Raw genomic sequence first — 15,499 nt, 5'->3', positions numbered from 1 at the left:
GTAAGATCTTCGATTGGAAGAAGCCCTCCGAGATATTCGCCGAACTCGTAGAGGCAAATGCTTCGACCGCCTGAATTCGCCCACACGATGCGGCGATAGCAGTAGCCAGAATCGAAGCCGTCGCCACAAACACCCCGCCGATGCCGGCCAACATGCCCTCGATGACGAGCAGCAGCCCACGCGCAGACCACGCCGAATTCTGAGTTGCAGTCGACCGACTTCGGGCAGCCATCGGCGCCGCCCTTTGATCAGGTCGCGCGCTCGGCTTTTCTTTTGCTACGGTCATCGAGAAACCACCTTCGACTGAGGGTCGCGGGCAAGGGATCATGAACGGCATCCGTGGGCAAGACGGGTGCCGTTCTTCGTGGACGAACCGTGAATCACGGGCGACCGGATACATTCATTTCTTTCTTTCCGAACACCGTAGTGGCTCGACCCCCTACGGGGGCAATACGTCGCGGCGAAAGCTGTGAGGAATGACGGGAGGATGAATGCCGCATTCACGCCGACTCATTCTTGCAAATCGGTTGTGTGGCCTACGAGCGCAACGTCGAGACTGTCGCCCAGTCTGAAACCCTTCGGATCAACGACTTCCCAACAGGTCGAGCTCATCCGAACAGGGGTTTGATCAACTGACGGAGCCGATGTTGGTTTTACCGCCTACGCGATTCTCGGGTCCCAGGAGTGGGAGGTGATCGAGTTCCAAGCGTTGACCGGATGACGCATCTACGTTAGTGGTCGGCGCAAGGCGGATCAGTTGTCGGTGTACTTCTTCACCTTGGCGGTGATGAACGAGTCGGCGTTGACCTTGGTGCCGGCTTTCAGGTTCTGGGAGAGGACCACCCAGTTCGCGTCGATCACGGGGAGTCGGTTGGCGCCGGTGGCGTCGATGGCCGGGGCGACGTGCAGTCCCGCCGCGCGCCACAGGTCCTGCGCCGACTGGTAGTCCAGGCCGACGCCGTTGGGCACCTTCACCTTTGCGGGGGCGGCGGCTGCTTTCCTGGTGGCAGCCGCGGACGGCTTGGCCGACACCGTCGGACCGGGCTGAGCTGTCTCTGTGGCCTCGACCGGGGCGACACTCGGGGTGGTGGCGGCAGTCGTTCCGGGTGCCGCGGTAGTGCTGCCGGGGGTATCGCTCGAGCAGCCCGCCACAGCAACGACAAGGCCGAACGTGATCGCGGTCAGGGTCCTGGTACGCATCGCCGCAGGCTAACGTTCCGCACTCCTGCCGATCAGCCGAATACAGGTCGGCCGGACATCCGCTGCCGGGTGACGGCCTGGCCGATGGTGATCAGTCGAAAATCCTCGTCGGCCCGGCGGCGTGCCGAGACGTTCCACAGACGAGCGCCCCGAATTCGATCGTCCGGACCGCCCATGACCGACTCCCCCACCGGGAACTGCGTCGGCAGAACAGTGGATGGAGGGAGGCGACCGTGACGGAGAACGCACAGGTGGGTCGGCGGGCGGCTGTTAGGCTCGTTTTTCGAGTCGCCTGCGGCTGTGGATCGCCCCGGGGAGGGCTGCGACGTGGCCTGGAGCACTAGCGAGCTTGCGCGTCTCGCCGGGACCACGGTGAATACGATTCGGCATTATCACCGGCTGGGGTTGCTTGACGAGCCTGACCGTCGTTACAACGGGTACAAGCAGTATGAGACGCCGGATCTTGTGCGTTTGTTGCGTATTCGGCGGCTGGTCGAATTGGGTGTGCCGTTGGCTCGGATCAAGGAGCTGGACGCGAGCGCTGATGGTGAGGCGTTGCGCGGGGTCGACATCGATCACGCGGCGACCATCGAGCGGCTCGAGAAGGCTCGGCAGAGCATCGCCGTCCTGCTGAGTGAGAACGCGCCTGCCGACACTCCGGTGGGTTTCGAGTCGGTCGCTGAGCGCATGTCCGAGACTGATCGGTCGATGGTGCACATGTATGCGCAGGTCTTCGACGAGCGGGCTCTGGCCGACATCCGGCAGGCGGTGGAGAACGACGAGGACGGGGTCAGCGACGATTTCGATGCGCTGCCGGCCGATGCCGATGAGGCGACGCGGCAGAACCTGGCTGAGAAATATGCGCCGTCCTATGCCCGTACTCTGCGGGATTTTCCCTGGATGAACGACGATCCGATGGCGCGTGTGTCGAAAGGCCGGGCGGTCACCGAGCAGACGTTCCTCGACGCGTTGAGAGAGCTGCACAACGAGGCTCAGCTCGACGTCATTCAGCGGGCCAAGAGGCTGGCCCGCGAGCAATTGCGGGCCGAGGGTCGACGGAACGCTTGACCCTGTACACAGGACACGGTCTTCACTGGGGCCAAACCTGTCGAAGGGAATGCCCGATGACCCCCCGAATCGGTCCTCCTACCTTGGCCGAGGACGTCCTGCTCGTCCTGCATCAGTTCCGTCCCGGGCCGGAGGCTCTGGCCGGCGCGGTGCTGGCCGACCTCAGCCTGGGCGAGCACGTGCGCACCCTGCCCGGCCGGGGCGGCTCGACCCGCGTGGAAGCGGTCGCGGAACGCCCGCCGGCCGACGACATCCTGCGTTCGGCCTGGGAGTTTCTGCGTTCCCGGCCGCGCGGCGTCCAGGCCGCGCTGGCCGAGATCGGGCCGACGTTGCTCGGCCCGGTGCGGCAACGGCTCATGCGGCGCGGCGACGTGAATATCAACCCCGACGCGCTCGCGGAGCCGGGAGCACGGCGGCGAGGCCGGCTGCTTTCCGGCGTACGGGAAATGCTGGTCGACGGCAAAGCCGAGGCGCCGCAACGTATCGCTGCGCTCGCGGCTCTGATTTCCGCGAGCGGGATGCTGCGGCGGCTCGACCCCGAGATCCCCTGGACGCCCGCGGTCGTCGCGCGGGCCGAACGGCTCGAGAACGACGTCTGGGGCGCCCGGGCCGTGGCCGAGGCGCTCGCCCGGTCGGTCGCCGCGGCCCTCGCCGGCAACATGATCGTCGCGGCCGCAGTGCTGCAAAGCCGCGACCGGTGCTGAACCAGCTTGACCCTGTGGTCGGAACAGGGTGTCGGATGGCCGGAAACCGCCGTGGTTCAGGAGGATCCGACGTGGCCTGGAGCACCCGGGAGCTCGCCGACCTGGCCGGCACCACGGTGAACACCATCCGGCACTACCACCGGCTCGGTCTGCTCGAGGAGCCGGAACGCCGCGGCAACGGCTACAAACAGTACGGCGTCCAGGATTTCGTTCGCCTGCTGCGGATCCGGCGACTTGTCGACCTGGGCGTGCCGCTCGCGCGGATCCGGGTGGACGCCGCCGAGGACCACATGCTGTTGCGTCAGGTCGACGCCGATCTCACGGCGGAACTTCAGCGCCTGCGCAAGATGCGCTCCGGCATCGCCGTCATCCTGCGTGACGGCGCATTCGTTGAGCCGAACCGGTCCGACGAGGCCGGCCCCGTGGACCCGGAGTTCGACGCCCTGTCCGCCGACGCCGACGAGGAGTCCCGGCAGCGCCTGGCCGAAAAGCTCACCCCTTCCCTCGTACGCCATCTCGCCGACCACCCGTGGCTGAGCGACCCGGCCACCCGGCTGGCCGCGAGCCCGCACCTCACCCGGCAGACCTTGGTCGACGCGGTGGTCGAGCTCTACAACCCGGCCCAGCTCGACGTCCTGGTCCGCGCCGGCGACCTCGCCCGGCAGCAGCTCACGGCGTCCGCTCCTGCCCGGTGAGGGCGTCGCGCAACGCGGCCCGCGATCTGATGCCCAGCTTGGGGAAGACCCGGTACAAGTGCGCCGACACCGTACGCGGTGAGATCACCAGCCGGGCCGCGATCTCTTTCGTGGGCAGGCCGGCCGCGGCCAGCTCGGCCACCTCGAGTTCCTGCGGCGTCAGGGACTCGCCGGTCCGCCTCGTCCCGGTGGCCCGCAGCTCGGCGCCGGCCCGGGCCGCCCACGGCGTGGCGCCGAGGCGCTCGAAAAGCTCGCGGGCGGCGGCCAGCTGTGTACGGGCCTCGGCTCGCCGGGTCCGGCGGCGAAGGTGCTCGCCGTACGCGAGCCGGGTCCGGGCGACCTCGAACGGCCACTGCTCGATGCCGGGCAGCGCCAGGGCTTCGGCGAACAGCCGCGTCGCCTCGGGCGGGGACGCGGTCATCGCGGTCACCGCCTTCGTGGCCAGGGCCAGACGGGGTGAGATGCGGGCGACCCCGGCCTCGCGCAACGCCGCCGCGTGCCGGCGCGCCTCCTGCGGCCGCCCCGAATTGAGCGCCGCCTCGACCAGATCGAATGCGGTCCACAGTGCTTCCGGATGGAACGGCGGCAACTCGCCGGGCCGGGTGATCGCCGACGCGTGCGTGTAGGCCGACTCGAAGTCCGAACAGCCGAGCGCGGCCCGGGTCAGCGCCAGGTGGGCCCAGCTTTCGAGGCGGCCGAGCCCGCGGCTCGCGGCCCACTCGAAGAGCATCCGGCAATGGATGGCGCAGGCGTCCCCGGCCGCGGCCGCCGCCGTCAGGGATCGGCGCCGCTGCGGTGTGCCCAGCTCCCGCCTCAGTTGGCGGGAGAGTTCGAAGTGGCCGGCCAGCGGGCGGTGGGCGGCCGAGGCCAGGGCGCCGAACTCCAGCAGGGCGAGCGGATTCCCCTGGGCCTGACGGGCCACCTCCACGAGCACCCGGCGTGGGAGGGTGGTGAACCGGCGCGACAGCAGGCTGATCGCGTCCGGGTCGGGCAGCGGGGCCAGCGGCAGCTCGGGCAGCCGCAGGCGGTACGGCAGCTCGGCGATCCCGGTCCGCACGGCCGCGAGCACGCCGAGGCGGTGACCGCAGGTGCGCCGGGCCAGGAAGCTGATCACGCACCAGCTGGCCCGGTCGAGCACGTGAACGTCATCGACCACCAGAAGCAGGGGCTGCTCGCGGGCGGCCGCGACGAACAGCGCGTGGGCCGCGTTGAGGATCGCCATGTCGGCCGGGGTGGGCCCGGCGCCGAAACCGAGCGCGACCTCGAGGACGCCCCGGGCCGGCTCGGGCAGCCGGGCCAGTTCGGCCCGGAGCGGGCCGACGAGCTGGTGCAGACCCGAGAAGCTGATCTCCGACTCGTACTCGACACCGCCGCCCCGGATCACCCGGATGCCCCGCGCGGCCGCCCGGTCGGTGGCCGCGTCCAGCAGGGCCGTCTTGCCGACACCCGGCTCGCCGGCGAGCAGCAGGGCGGCCCCCGCCCGGGCGGCCTCGTCCAGGAAGGCGGTCAGGCGGGCCAGCTCACCCACCCGCCCCACCAGATCGGACGCGACGACGTCGGCCGACATGGTCATGTGCCGCCTCCTCACCTCAGAGTTCGCACTCACCCGCACCACCGATTGAAGAGTGTGTCCTCGCCACAGGGTCAACCCCGCGCCGCGGCGACATCGCCCACGGCCCAGATATCGTCCTGACCGGACCCGACGGCAAGACCGGCCGGTCCATGCGGACGAGATCACGGCCGGGCCGACCACGACCACCGCCGACAGTCATGACCGTCGTCATGTATCTGTCATGAAGTCGTGTACAACTCGTCATGTAGCCGGAACAGGGTTGGTGCCACGCGGAGCGCTGTTGCGGACGCGAACAGTGAGGTGGTGCCACCATGACAACTGTTTCCGAGGCGGCTGGACGGGTCGCTCGTGTGTCGTGGCAGGCCACGACCGCCGCGTCCGTGGTTCGGGTGATCGGCGATCTCGGTCCGGACACCATCACTGACCTGCGGACCGTCCTGGCCGAGGCGGCCGGCGCCCACTCCTGGGTCATCGTGGACCTCAGCCGCACGTCGGCCGTCCACCGGGTCGCGCTGAACATGCTGCTCGCCGGCCGGTCCGCGGCCCGTCGGCGCGGGGGCGACCTGCTGCTCGTCGCGTCGCCCGACCTCGTACGCCGGGTCCTGCACACGCGGCGGATGGACTCGGCCTTCACGACGTACCCGACCGTTCCCCGGGCGATGTCCAGGGCGCTGGCAGCAACCGGGCGCTGAGCAGGGCGCCGGCAGCGACCGGGCGATGTCCAGGGCGCTGGCGACGACCGGGCGCTGAGTGGCCCTAAGGCCGGGGCACGGGGACCCCGGCCCACGGCATCGGCAGCGGGTGCTGTTCCAGCAGCGTGTCGAGCACGCCCGCGATCGTGTGCCGGGCCAGTTCGCCGATCACCGCCTGCCCCACGTTCTCGTAGACGTCTTCCAGGACGGGCGCGATGCCGTGGCCCACCGGGCAGTCCGGCCGCGGCGGGTGGGGATGCAGAGCGAACACCGCGCCCGGCTCGACCGCCGCATACACGTCAGCGAGCGATATCCGGGCGGCCTCCACCCGCAGGGACCATCCACCGCCCGGCCCCTTACCGGCGGTGACCAGACCCGCCGTGCGGAGCGGGCCCAGCGCCCGCCGCACCGCGACGGGGTTGCTCTCCAGGCTGGCCGCGATCTGATCGCTGGACAGCCCGGTGTGGCCGTGCCGCTCGGCCAGGGCCAGCCAGCACAACGCGTGCACGGCCACCGTCAAGCGGCTGTTGCCGGCCATGGAAACTCCGTCCGGGGGTTGTGGACTCCGTCGCCCTCACCATAATGGGTAACAAAAATTGTTACGGACGGGGACAGGATGCCGGTCACGGATTTCGCCGACTGCCCGATCGTCGAGCTGCGCCGCTACCAGCTGCGCCCACAGGGCTTCGACGAGCTGCAGCGGGTGTTTCAGGGTTGGCTCGTCGACGGCCAGGAACAGGCCGGCATGCGGCTCGGCGGGCAGTTCCGTGATCGGCGGAGCCCCGACCGGTTCGTGTGGTTCCGGGGCTTCGCGTCGATGACACGGCGGCAGGAGGCGCTGGAGGCGTTCTATTTCGGGCCGGCCTGGCGGGCCCACCGGGACGCGGCCAACGCCACCATGCTCGACAGCGACGATGTGCTGCTGCTGCGACCGACCGAGCCCCCGCACTCTCCTCGGCCGCCGGCCGGTGCGGGCGGAACCGGCCCCACCGACAGTGACCCGTGGGCGGTGGTCCACGTCTGGTCGAAGGTGGTCGACGAGGCCGAGGCGCTGCTGTGCGGAGGGGGCCACAAAATTCTCGAGCAGGCCCTGGGCGCACCGGTCGCGATGTGGCGCACAGAGCCCGCGGAGAACACGTTCCCTCGGCTACCGGTGCAGCCGGGCCGGCACATCGTGGCTCTGACGGTTTTCGAGGACGAAACACAGTGGCGCTCGGCCACCGACCGGCTCCGGGACGACCCCGGCTGGCGCGACGTGGTCGAACGACTCGACCAGGCCGGGGTCGTCACCGGAATCGACCTGCTGCAACCGACGGCGGCCTCGAGACACCCCCGGCCGGTCAGCCGGCGCAGGTCGGGGTGAGGGCGACGGGCGGCGCGCCCGAGGCGGCGAGCAGGCCGAACGTGGTCGAGCCACCGACGGGCAGCGCGCCGTTCCAGGAGGCGTTGCTGATCGTCACGCCGTCGGCGCCGCTCTGGGCCACTCCGTTCCACACCGACTCGATGCGTTCGTCGCCGGCCCAGCGCCAGGAGACGTGCCAGCCGGCCAGCGGCTCGGACCCGGTATTGCGTACGGAAACAGTGGCTACGAAGCCGCCGGTCCACGCGCTGCCGATCGTCACCGTGGCCGCACACGCCTGCGCCGCGGCGGTCCGCCCGGACCCGATCAGGTACGGATCACGCTTGCCGTCGGCGCTGAACCGGTACCAGTACTGGGTGCCCGCAGTCAGCCCGGCGACGGTGATCGCCCCGTTGCGCTCGGGCCCGGACACCGCCTCGGCCACCGGATCGATCCACTGGCGAGCGTCCTCGGACGAGTCGAAGAGGGTCACGGTGACGGGCGGGTTGTAGCCGCAGGGCGGCGTGAAGAGAATCCAGTAGCTGATCGTCAGGCTCTCGGTGGTCGCCGCGGCGACCGACCCGCTCAGCGGCAAGGCCGGCGGGCACGTCGGCGTCGGCGTCGGCTCAGACGCTGCCGCCGCGCCGGCCGGTCCACCGACGAGCGCCACCAGGAACAAGATCGCCGCGCCAATTCTGAGTCTCATCGCTCCCTTATATCGAGGAACCTCAATGATCTGAAGGGCCAGTGACGCCACGTCATCGAAAGCGGTGACGTGACGGGACTGATCGCACCGCCGCCCGGCTGATGAGCTGAACGGCATGTCTGTGCTGACTAGAAGAGGCCTCACCGCCACCGTGCTCGTCCTGACGCTGGCCGCATGCACCTCGGAGTCGCCGGCCCCGGCCCCGTCCGCCGGCCTCGAACGGTTCCACCAGCAGACGCTGCAGTGGGAGAAGTGCGACGACTACACCTCGACGGCGACCGAGGACACCATCATGGCCCTGGTCGACGGCCTGGAATGCGCCCGTATGGAGGCGCCCCTGAACTACGCCGAACCCGGCGGACGTACGGTCGAGATCGCCGTTGCCCGGCACGCCGCGCGCGGTGCGAAGGTCGGCTCGCTGGTCACCAACCCAGGCGGCCCCGGCGGTTCCGGGGTGTTCGGCGCGGCCACCACCGTGCTCGGGCTGGACGAGGCGAAGAGCCCGCTCCTGGAGCGGTTCGACCTGGTCGGGTTCGATCCGCGGGGTGTGGGCGCCACCCGGCCCGCGGTCGACTGCTTCACCGACGCCGAGGCCGATCGGAACGCCGTGCCGCTGACCACCCAGGGTACGACCGTGGAGTGGACCGAGAACGACACCCGGGCCGTCGTCGAGCGGTGCGCCAAGGACTCGGGCGGCCCGGAGGCGCTGGCCGGCCTGGGCACCCGGGACGTGGCCCGCGACATGGACGTGCTGCGCGTCGTCCTCGGCGACGAGAAGCTCACCTTCCTGGGCCAGAGCTACGGCACCCGGCTCGGCGCGGTCTACGCCGAGCAGTTCCCGCAGAACGTCCGCGCGATGCTGCTCGATGGGGCCATCGACTCCCGCCAGGCCACCGTCGAACGGCGCGTCGGCGCGTACACCGGATTCCAGGCGGCGTTCGAGCGCATGGCCGCGTTCTGCGCGCAGCAGGCCAGTTGCCCGATCGGGCGGGACCCGAAGACGGCCACGGCCGAGTTCCAGAAGCTCGTGCAGCCCCTGCACGAGAAGCCGATCCCGGCGCTGGGCGGTGAGCTCGACTTCGACGGCGCGGTCGGCGGCGTGATCTCCGGGTTGTACACCTCGGCCGCCTGGCCCCGCATCGTCAAGGGGCTGGCCCAGCTGCGCCAGAATCGCGGCGACGAACTGGCCCAGCTCGGTTTCGACTTCGGCGGCCGGGACGCGAAGGGCGCCTGGACCAACTTCGGTGAGGCCAACTACGCCATCAACTGCATGGACGAACAGCGGCTGACCGAGGAGCAGGGCAACGAGCTCCGCGCGGCCATCTTCCAGGCGGCGCCGTTCATGGATCCGGGGGTCGAGCTGACCGGGGCCCGCGACGGGTGCGAGCACTGGCCGGCCCCGCCCACCCTCGGTTTCCCGTACGCCGTGGATGTTCAGGGTCTGCCCGCCACGCTCGTCGTATCGATCACCGGCGATCCCACCACCCCGCACGCGGGCGGGATCCGGCTGGCCGAGACGCTGGGCAGCGCGCTCCTCACGGTGCGCGGCGAGGGCCACACCATCGTCACGGCCGGCACGAATCCCTGTGTCAACGAGGCGGCTGCCGCCTACCTCATCGACCTCGAAGTGCCCGCGAAGGGAGCGACCTGCACCCTATGACCCCTCGGCCGGACAGGCCCGGTCGTGCTGCGGCCGTTGTCCCGTGGCCAGGAACGTGGTGACCGTGTCGTTCGCGCACGTGTTCCGCGCGAGCAGCACGTAGGCGCCGTGACCGCCCTGGTCGGCCGTGACCATGCGGGCCCGGTTCCCGAACGCCTGCCTCAGTTCCCTCGCGCCGACCATCGGGGTTCCGGGGTCCCGCAGGTTCTGCACCATGAGGACGTTGGCCGGTCCCCGATCGCTGATGCGCACCGGGCGCTCGATCGGGGCCGGCCAGTACGCGCACGGGGTGATGTTGGCCGAGGCCGCGCCGAGCAGCGGGTACGCGTGGCGGTAGGCGGCGACATCCCGCTGATAGCGGCGGACCGCCGTCGGCCAGCGCGAGTCCCCGCACAGCACGTGATGCCGGCTCGAGATCAGGTTGTCGAGGTTGGCCGCCGGCGGCTCGGGCGGCAGCGGCCGGTTCGTGTCGAGCGCCTGCCACGTCGCGGCCAGCGTCGTCAGACCCAGGTCGCTGTAGAGGTGGTCGAAGGTGATGCCCCGGAACAGCGAGCCGTCGACGCCCTGCACCGGCTTCTGGGCCAGCCGCGTCGCCAGCTCGAAGAACTTCGCGCGGACCTGCTTCGGGGTGGCGCCCAGGCCGTACTGCGGGTTGGCCGCGGCGAACTTCGCGAAGTCCGGGAAACGGTCTTCCATCCCGACGGCCGTGCGCTGGAAGGCCTGGTGGTCGAAACCCTTCGGGCCGAGGTTGCTGTCGAGGACGAAGCGGTCGCTGCGCTGCGGGAACAGCGTCGTGTAGACGGCCCCCAGGTAGGTGCCGTACGACGTACCCCAATAGGAGATCTTCGGCTCGCCCAGCGCCTGCCGGATCCGGTCCATGTCGCGCGCGGTGTTGGCCGTGGTGATGTGCGGCAGCAGCGAGGCCGTCTCCGACGTGGCGCACTGCCGCGCGATGGCCTGCGCGATCCGCGCGTCTTTCCGCACGTCAACTGCGGTTTCCGGGTACGGGAGATTGCGCCGGGCGATCTGGGCCGGGGTCACGTCGCACGTCACCGGCGCGCTGCGGCCGACCCCGCGCGGATCGAACCCGATGATGTCGTACCGGTCCTGGACGATCTGCGGCAGCGGCTCCGGGATCGCGGGGTTGATGATGAGGCCCGGATAGCTCAACCCCTCGCCACCGGGACCGCCCGGGTTGGTCAGCAGCACACCCCGGCGCTCCGAGGGTTTCTTGCTGACCACCCGGGACACCGCGATGTCGATCTGCCGGCCGTCCGGCCGGGCGTAGTCGAGCGGCACCTGGACCGTGGTGCATCGCAGGGCCGGCGACAAGACCTCGGCCGGACACGGTCCCCACTTCAACGGGGACGGGCGGGAGGTCGCCGCGGCCGTCGTCACTGCGGCGACGGCCACGGCGAGGGTTACGGACAGGGCTTTGCGCATGTGTTTCCCTCACTCGTCAATGCACTGGGCTTACCGACGAGTCAGTGGAAACCATGTCACGACAACAGGGTCAACCCGGCAGCCTGAGGCCCGGCACGTCGATGACGATCAGTTCGGTGTCGTCGGCCCGGCCCGGGATGCGGCCGTCGTTGCCCGGGAAGTTGTTGTCGTTGGCGACCAGCACCTTGTCGCCGGCCAGCGGCAGCACCGACTCGACCGACTGCAACGGGAACGAGAACAGCGGACCGACACCGTACTCGTTCGGGCGGGCCGGGGTGGACACACCGGACGGGTCGGCGATGCGCATCAGGTCGACGGCGGTGCGCCGCGGCAGGACACGGTTGGCGTCGGCCTGGTCGAGGTCGGTGACGACCAGGCGCTTGACCACGGACTGCGGGCCCATCGCGTTGTCCCGCTCGATCAGCAGCAGCCGGCCGCCGTCCAGCACCGCGGCGTCCCCGACCACCAGCGACGGGTCGTCGACGCGGAACGTCCAGGTGCGACCCGTGTAGCGGTTGGCCCGGACGTCGAACTCGTACACGATCCGGCGGCGCTGGTCGGCGTCGTCGGTGCGGGCGCCCTCCAGGATCGGGTAAAGCGTCTTCCCGTCCCGGCTGACCGCCATCGCCTCGAAGCCGCGGCTGCCCGGCACGGTCGGGGTCTCCCCCGACGCCAGATCCGGCGACTGCGGCGACTTGCCGCCGTCCGGCAGCGGGATCGGCGCCTGCAGCACTTTGCCGGTGCGGTCGGTGCGGACCAGGTACGGGCCGAACTCCTCGCCCAGCCACAGGTCGCCCCGGTAGTCGCGGGCCAGCGACTCGATGTCGAAGTCGGCCCCGGTCAACAGGCGGTCCTTGGTGCCCGCGTTGACGATCGGGAACGGCACCTTGCGGTCCGGGTCGCGGAAGCTGATGAAGCCGCGGACGGTCACCTTGTGCGTGCGGTAGTCCGGGGCGATGGGGTACGCGCGGAGCAGGAAGTCGGCCGAGTTGTTCTTGGCGCCGAAACCGTTGTCCGGCATGGCGAGCAGCTGGCGGCCGTCCGGGATCACGGCCGAGAAGCCGGGGATCGGCTGACCCGGGAACGGCGCGGTGATGCCGTTGACCGGGGCCGGGTCCAGCTGGGCGCCGGAGACCGGACCCGGCTGGTAGGCCGTCGCGGACAGGATCGCGCGGCCCCGCAGCGTCGCCTCCGGACGGATGGTGACGGCCAGCGTGTAGAGCCGGGTGATCTGGGTGGCGCTGCCGTTGTCGTCGGAGATCAGGTGCAGCACGCGACGACCGCCGGGCAGCCAGTCGCCGAGCGCCGCGCCCTCGATGTTGTCCAGCAGCGGGTTGGGCTGCGGCTGCTTCGCCGTCGCGCCCGCGGGCGGGCAGTTCACGAGGTCGACCAGCAGCTGCTTGCCGAGCCAGGCGCGGGGGTCGGTCAGCGTGGTCAGCGACTCGACGCCGGTCACGTCGGGCGCACCGGTGGCCGAGACCCGATAAATGCGTACGGTGTTCCCGACGCCCGCGGTGAAGCCGCGCTCGACCGCGAGCAGCTGGTCGTCGCCGAACGCGACCAGCTCGACCAGGCCCAGGGCGGGGTCGGTGCGGTACGCGTGCTGGGCGACCGGCCGGTCCTTCTCGTACCGGATGATCCGGTGCCCGTCACCGTCGCCGGCCAGCGGACCCTCCAGGCCGGCGTAGAGCACCCGGTGGTCCGGGGTGGCGGCCAGCGCCTCGAACGTCTGGTTCACCGCGGCCTGACCGGCCGGCGTCACCCGGAACCGCGCCGGCACCGGCAGCGAGGCGATCTCGCGGCCGTCGGTGAGCCGGAACCGCCGGATCGACGGCTCCCGCTCGGAACTGGCCAGCACGGTCCGCCCGGACCGCTCGAGCACCAGCCCCTCACCGTCGAAATCAGTTCCGGTGTACGCCGTCCCGTCCGGCCTGGTCAGGAACGTGACCCCACGGACGGCCTTCCGGGCCAGGTCGACGTCGTAGATCCGGGCCGGGGTGGCCCCGATGTTGTCGACCAGCGCGAGGGCCCGGTCGCCCCGGGCCGGCGCGAGCGCGGACAGCCCGGCCACCTGGGTGCCCCGGAAGTTGGTCTTGTCGAGCGCGTCGGAGAACCCGAGCAGCGAGGCGTCCGGCCCGCACGACTTCTGCCGGCCCGCCGCGGCGGCCTCGCCGGGCACCACCGCGAGCGCCGAGATCAGGACGGCTTTCCCCCTTTCCGGAAGGTGATGGCCAGGGGCGTGGCCAGGAAGACCGACGAGTACGTGCCGACCAGGATGCCGATCAGCAGGGCGATCGCGAAGTCGCCCAGCGACGACCCGCCCAGGACGGCCAGGGCGACCAGGATGAACACCGCCCCGAGCCCGGTGTTGACCGTCCGCGGCACGGTCTGCAGGCAGGCCGTGTTGGCCAGGGCGGCGAACGGGGTGCCGCGCCGGCCCCGGACCAGTTCCCGGATCCGGTCGAACACCACCACCGAGTCGTTGACCGAATAGCCGACGACGGTCAGCAGGGCGGCCAGGAACACCCCGTCGACGGGCTTGCCGAGCCAGGCGAAGGCCCCGATGAGGATGACCACGTCGTGCACCATGGCCAGCACCGCCGCCGCGCCCCAGCGCCACGGGAACCGCAACGACAGGTAGGCCAGCTGCGCCGTCAGGGCGATACCCAGCGCCAGCAGCGCCTTGTCGCGCAGCTCGGCGCCGAGGCTGGGCCCGACCTGGTCGTCGCGGAGCCGTTCCACCTCGCCGCCCCCGCGCTCGGCCAGGGCCGCCCGGAGCCGTTGCTCCGTGTCGTCGTCGAACGCTCCCGCCCGTACGGAAATATTGCCGTCACCGACCTGGCTGACGATCCCCCGGTCCAGGCCGACGGCCGCCGCCGCTTCCCGGGCCGCCTCGGCCGTCACCGGTTGGCTGGTCGTGTATTCGACCGTCCGGCCGCCGACGAACTCCACCCCCAGGTCGACGCCGCGGGTGGCCACACCGGCCAGGGCGAGCAGCACCGCCGCCGCCGAGACGACCAGCCACCACCGGCGGCGACCCATCAGGTCCGGGTTACGGGCGACCAGGGTCCGCCGGACCCAGCCCTGGTGAGCCAGGCCGCTCCACCGGGGCCGGACGGTCAGCCACCGTCGCCGCAACAGGGCCTCGACCGGCAGCCGGGTCAGCACCAGCGCGGTGAACATGGAGACCAGCACGCCGATGCCCAGCGTGATACCGAAGCCGCGGACCGGGCCGGTGGCCAGCAGGATCAGCAGCGCCGCGGCGACCAGGGTGGTGACGTTGGAGTCCGCGATGGCCGACCAGGCCCGGCCGAAGCCGTCCCGGATGGCCGTCCGCAGCGACGGCTTCACGGCGTACTCCTCCCGGGCCCGCTCGAAGACCAGCACGTTCGCGTCGACCGCCATCCCGATGGCCAGCACGAAACCGGCCAGCCCGGGCAGGGTCAGCGTGGCCCCGACCGCCAGCAGGGCCGCGTACGAGATCAACCCGTACGCCCCCAGGGCCACCGCCGCCAGCAGTCCGACCAGGCGATACACGGCGATGATGAACAGGATCGTGGCCAGCGCCCCGAGCACGGCGGCCCAGGCCGAGTCGTTGATGGCCTGGCTGCCCAGAGTGGGCCCGACCACCTGTTGCTGGATGACGTCGACCGGGACCGGCAACGCCCCGGCCCGGATCAGCAGGGCCAGGTCGCGGGCCTCGTCGGCGGTGAAGGAGCCGGTGATGCGCATGGCCGGCCCGGCGAACCCGACGTCGCACGCCGCCTCCGGGCTGACCTGCGGCGACGAGACCACCTCGTCGTCGAGCAGGATCGCCACCCGGCGCCCCGGGTCACCCGGCGGGGAGCAGGCGGCCTGAGCGGTCAGGCGTTGCCAGGCCTGGGCGCCGTCGCCGGTGAAGTCGACGGCGACCTGCCAGCCCGCCGCCGGCTCGACAACCGCCTGAGCACCGTTGATCTGCCCGCCGGACAGGGCCGGCGGTCCCAGCCGCACCGGACTGCCGTTCTCGTCGGGCACCGTCTTGGCCGACCCGTCGGGGGCCAGCACCGGCCGGAAGGACAACTGGGCCGTACGCCCGATGACCTCGGCCGCCTCCCGCGGGTCGGTGACCCCCCGGCAGTTCCAGGATGATCCGCCGCTCACCGGACCGGACCAGCGTCGGTTCGCTCACGCCGAGCTGGTCGACCCGCCGGCGCAACACCTCCATGACTTGCCCCGTGGTGGCGGCGTCGGCCCGGGCCTGATCGCCGTCCCGGGTCTCGAGAACGATCTGGGTTCCGCCGCGCAGATCAAGCCCGAGCCGCGCCGGCCGGGTGGCGACGAGCCACCCGGACACGACGAGCACGACCAGGGCCAGAAATGCGCGCACGGCAGTAGCGCGCGACACGATGAGTTTCTCCTAGGGCAGGGTGGAGCCGG

At 70.9% G+C, this 15,499-nt stretch carries 15 protein-coding genes and 1 pseudogene; 6 read left to right on the top strand and 10 right to left on the bottom strand.

Annotation, left to right across the window (positions count from 1 at the left end):
- The 3 genes from M1L60_RS37400 to M1L60_RS37390 form a co-directional block, all read right to left on the bottom strand.
- Nucleotides 1-286 (bottom strand): hypothetical protein (locus M1L60_RS37400; RefSeq protein ID WP_253242303.1); only part of this gene is annotated, 286 nt, incomplete at its 3' end.
- A 467-nt stretch (nucleotides 287-753) separates the two neighbouring features.
- Nucleotides 754-1,200 (bottom strand): PASTA domain-containing protein, encoded by a 447-nt coding sequence (locus M1L60_RS37395; protein WP_253242302.1) that lies wholly within the window; start codon nucleotides 1,198-1,200, stop codon nucleotides 754-756.
- A 32-nt stretch (nucleotides 1,201-1,232) separates the two neighbouring features.
- Nucleotides 1,233-1,376: a hypothetical protein gene (locus M1L60_RS37390; RefSeq protein WP_253242301.1), complete on the bottom strand. Its 144-nt coding sequence runs from the start codon at nucleotides 1,374-1,376 to the stop codon at nucleotides 1,233-1,235.
- 151 nt (nucleotides 1,377-1,527) lie between these two features.
- On the opposite strand from M1L60_RS37390, the gene M1L60_RS37385 reads away from it, so the two are divergent.
- The 3 genes from M1L60_RS37385 (at nucleotide 1,528) to M1L60_RS37375 (ending at nucleotide 3,667) form a co-directional block, all read left to right on the top strand.
- Nucleotides 1,528-2,268, top strand: coding sequence for a MerR family transcriptional regulator (locus tag M1L60_RS37385; protein ID WP_253242300.1), 741 nt, complete (start codon nucleotides 1,528-1,530; stop codon nucleotides 2,266-2,268).
- A 56-nt stretch (nucleotides 2,269-2,324) separates the two neighbouring features.
- Entirely contained in the window at nucleotides 2,325-2,972 is a 648-nt protein-coding gene (locus tag M1L60_RS37380; RefSeq protein WP_253242299.1) for a GPP34 family phosphoprotein, read from the top strand.
- Between the two features lie 71 nt (nucleotides 2,973-3,043).
- Nucleotides 3,044-3,667 (top strand): MerR family transcriptional regulator, encoded by a 624-nt coding sequence (locus tag M1L60_RS37375; protein ID WP_253242298.1) that lies wholly within the window; start codon nucleotides 3,044-3,046, stop codon nucleotides 3,665-3,667.
- Here the strand turns inward: M1L60_RS37375 and M1L60_RS37370 are convergent.
- The gene (locus tag M1L60_RS37370) at nucleotides 3,642-5,240 is read right to left on the bottom strand and encodes a helix-turn-helix transcriptional regulator (RefSeq protein WP_253242297.1); all 1,599 of its coding nucleotides are present in this window, start codon (nucleotides 5,238-5,240) and stop codon (nucleotides 3,642-3,644) included. The genes M1L60_RS37375 and M1L60_RS37370 overlap by 26 nt on opposite strands.
- 311 nt (nucleotides 5,241-5,551) lie before the next feature.
- Between M1L60_RS37370 and M1L60_RS37365 the strand changes: the two genes are divergently transcribed.
- A complete protein-coding gene (locus tag M1L60_RS37365; RefSeq protein WP_253242296.1) occupies nucleotides 5,552-5,932 on the top strand; it encodes an STAS domain-containing protein in 381 nt (126 codons plus the stop codon).
- 64 nt (nucleotides 5,933-5,996) lie between these two features.
- Here M1L60_RS37365 and M1L60_RS37360 read toward each other — a convergent pair whose 3' ends face one another.
- Complete coding sequence (locus M1L60_RS37360) at nucleotides 5,997-6,470, bottom strand: Rrf2 family transcriptional regulator (protein ID WP_253242295.1); 474 nt, start codon at nucleotides 6,468-6,470, stop codon at nucleotides 5,997-5,999.
- A gap of 78 nt (nucleotides 6,471-6,548) precedes the next feature.
- Here M1L60_RS37360 and M1L60_RS37355 point away from each other — a divergent pair, with 78 nt between their 5' ends.
- A complete protein-coding gene (locus M1L60_RS37355; protein WP_253242294.1) occupies nucleotides 6,549-7,295 on the top strand; it encodes an NIPSNAP family protein in 747 nt (248 codons plus the stop codon).
- On the opposite strand, the gene M1L60_RS37350 is transcribed toward M1L60_RS37355, so the two are convergent.
- On the bottom strand, nucleotides 7,273-7,977 hold the full coding sequence (locus tag M1L60_RS37350; protein ID WP_253242293.1) for a cellulose binding domain-containing protein: 705 nt from the start codon (nucleotides 7,975-7,977) through the stop codon (nucleotides 7,273-7,275). The genes M1L60_RS37355 and M1L60_RS37350 overlap by 23 nt on opposite strands.
- 115 nt (nucleotides 7,978-8,092) lie before the next feature.
- On the opposite strand from M1L60_RS37350, the gene M1L60_RS37345 reads away from it, so the two are divergent.
- Nucleotides 8,093-9,637, top strand: a complete 1,545-nt coding sequence (locus tag M1L60_RS37345) for an alpha/beta hydrolase (protein WP_253242292.1) — start codon at nucleotides 8,093-8,095, stop codon at nucleotides 9,635-9,637.
- Here the strand turns inward: M1L60_RS37345 and M1L60_RS37340 are convergent.
- The 4 genes and pseudogenes from M1L60_RS37340 to M1L60_RS48400 form a co-directional block, all read right to left on the bottom strand.
- The gene (locus M1L60_RS37340; RefSeq protein ID WP_253242291.1) at nucleotides 9,632-11,080 is read right to left on the bottom strand and encodes an alpha/beta hydrolase; all 1,449 of its coding nucleotides are present in this window, start codon (nucleotides 11,078-11,080) and stop codon (nucleotides 9,632-9,634) included. The two genes, M1L60_RS37345 and M1L60_RS37340, sit on opposite strands and share 6 nt — an antisense overlap.
- A gap of 70 nt (nucleotides 11,081-11,150) precedes the next feature.
- Entirely contained in the window at nucleotides 11,151-13,259 is a 2,109-nt protein-coding gene (locus M1L60_RS37335) for an esterase-like activity of phytase family protein (protein ID WP_253242290.1), read from the bottom strand.
- Nucleotides 13,260-13,276: 17 nt separating this feature from the next.
- The gene (gene secD, locus M1L60_RS37330; RefSeq protein ID WP_253242289.1) at nucleotides 13,277-15,223 is read right to left on the bottom strand and encodes a protein translocase subunit SecD; all 1,947 of its coding nucleotides are present in this window, start codon (nucleotides 15,221-15,223) and stop codon (nucleotides 13,277-13,279) included.
- Nucleotides 15,224-15,239: 16 nt separating this feature from the next.
- Nucleotides 15,240-15,416: pseudogene (locus tag M1L60_RS48400) on the bottom strand (hypothetical protein); the annotation flags it as partial.
- Nucleotides 15,417-15,499 lie beyond the last annotated feature (83 nt).

Source organism: Paractinoplanes aksuensis (assembly GCF_024137025.1).
In the GTDB taxonomy this organism is placed as follows: Bacteria; Actinomycetota; Actinomycetes; order Mycobacteriales; family Micromonosporaceae; genus Actinoplanes; species Actinoplanes aksuensis.
Note: the sequence above shows the minus strand (reverse complement) of the source record. Positions and strands in the feature narration are given on the sequence as shown.

What these genes read in the sequence shown, in the direction of transcription:
- M1L60_RS37380 (WP_253242299.1), top strand. Translation starts at nt 2,325, where the DNA reads ATGACCCCCCGAATCGGTCCTCCTACCTTGGCCGAGGACGTCCTGCTC.
- M1L60_RS37355 (WP_253242294.1), top strand. Translation starts at nt 6,549, where the DNA reads ATGCCGGTCACGGATTTCGCCGACTGCCCGATCGTCGAGCTGCGCCGC.
- M1L60_RS37395 (WP_253242302.1), bottom strand. Translation starts at nt 1,200, where the DNA reads ATGCGTACCAGGACCCTGACCGCGATCACGTTCGGCCTTGTCGTTGCT.
- M1L60_RS37370 (WP_253242297.1), bottom strand. Translation starts at nt 5,240, where the DNA reads ATGACCATGTCGGCCGACGTCGTCGCGTCCGATCTGGTGGGGCGGGTG.
- M1L60_RS37365 (WP_253242296.1), top strand. Translation starts at nt 5,552, where the DNA reads ATGACAACTGTTTCCGAGGCGGCTGGACGGGTCGCTCGTGTGTCGTGG.
- M1L60_RS37360 (WP_253242295.1), bottom strand. Translation starts at nt 6,470, where the DNA reads ATGGCCGGCAACAGCCGCTTGACGGTGGCCGTGCACGCGTTGTGCTGG.
- M1L60_RS37345 (WP_253242292.1), top strand. Translation starts at nt 8,093, where the DNA reads ATGTCTGTGCTGACTAGAAGAGGCCTCACCGCCACCGTGCTCGTCCTG.
- M1L60_RS37340 (WP_253242291.1), bottom strand. Translation starts at nt 11,080, where the DNA reads ATGCGCAAAGCCCTGTCCGTAACCCTCGCCGTGGCCGTCGCCGCAGTG.
- M1L60_RS37390 (WP_253242301.1), bottom strand. Translation starts at nt 1,376, where the DNA reads ATGGGCGGTCCGGACGATCGAATTCGGGGCGCTCGTCTGTGGAACGTC.
- M1L60_RS37350 (WP_253242293.1), bottom strand. Translation starts at nt 7,977, where the DNA reads ATGAGACTCAGAATTGGCGCGGCGATCTTGTTCCTGGTGGCGCTCGTC.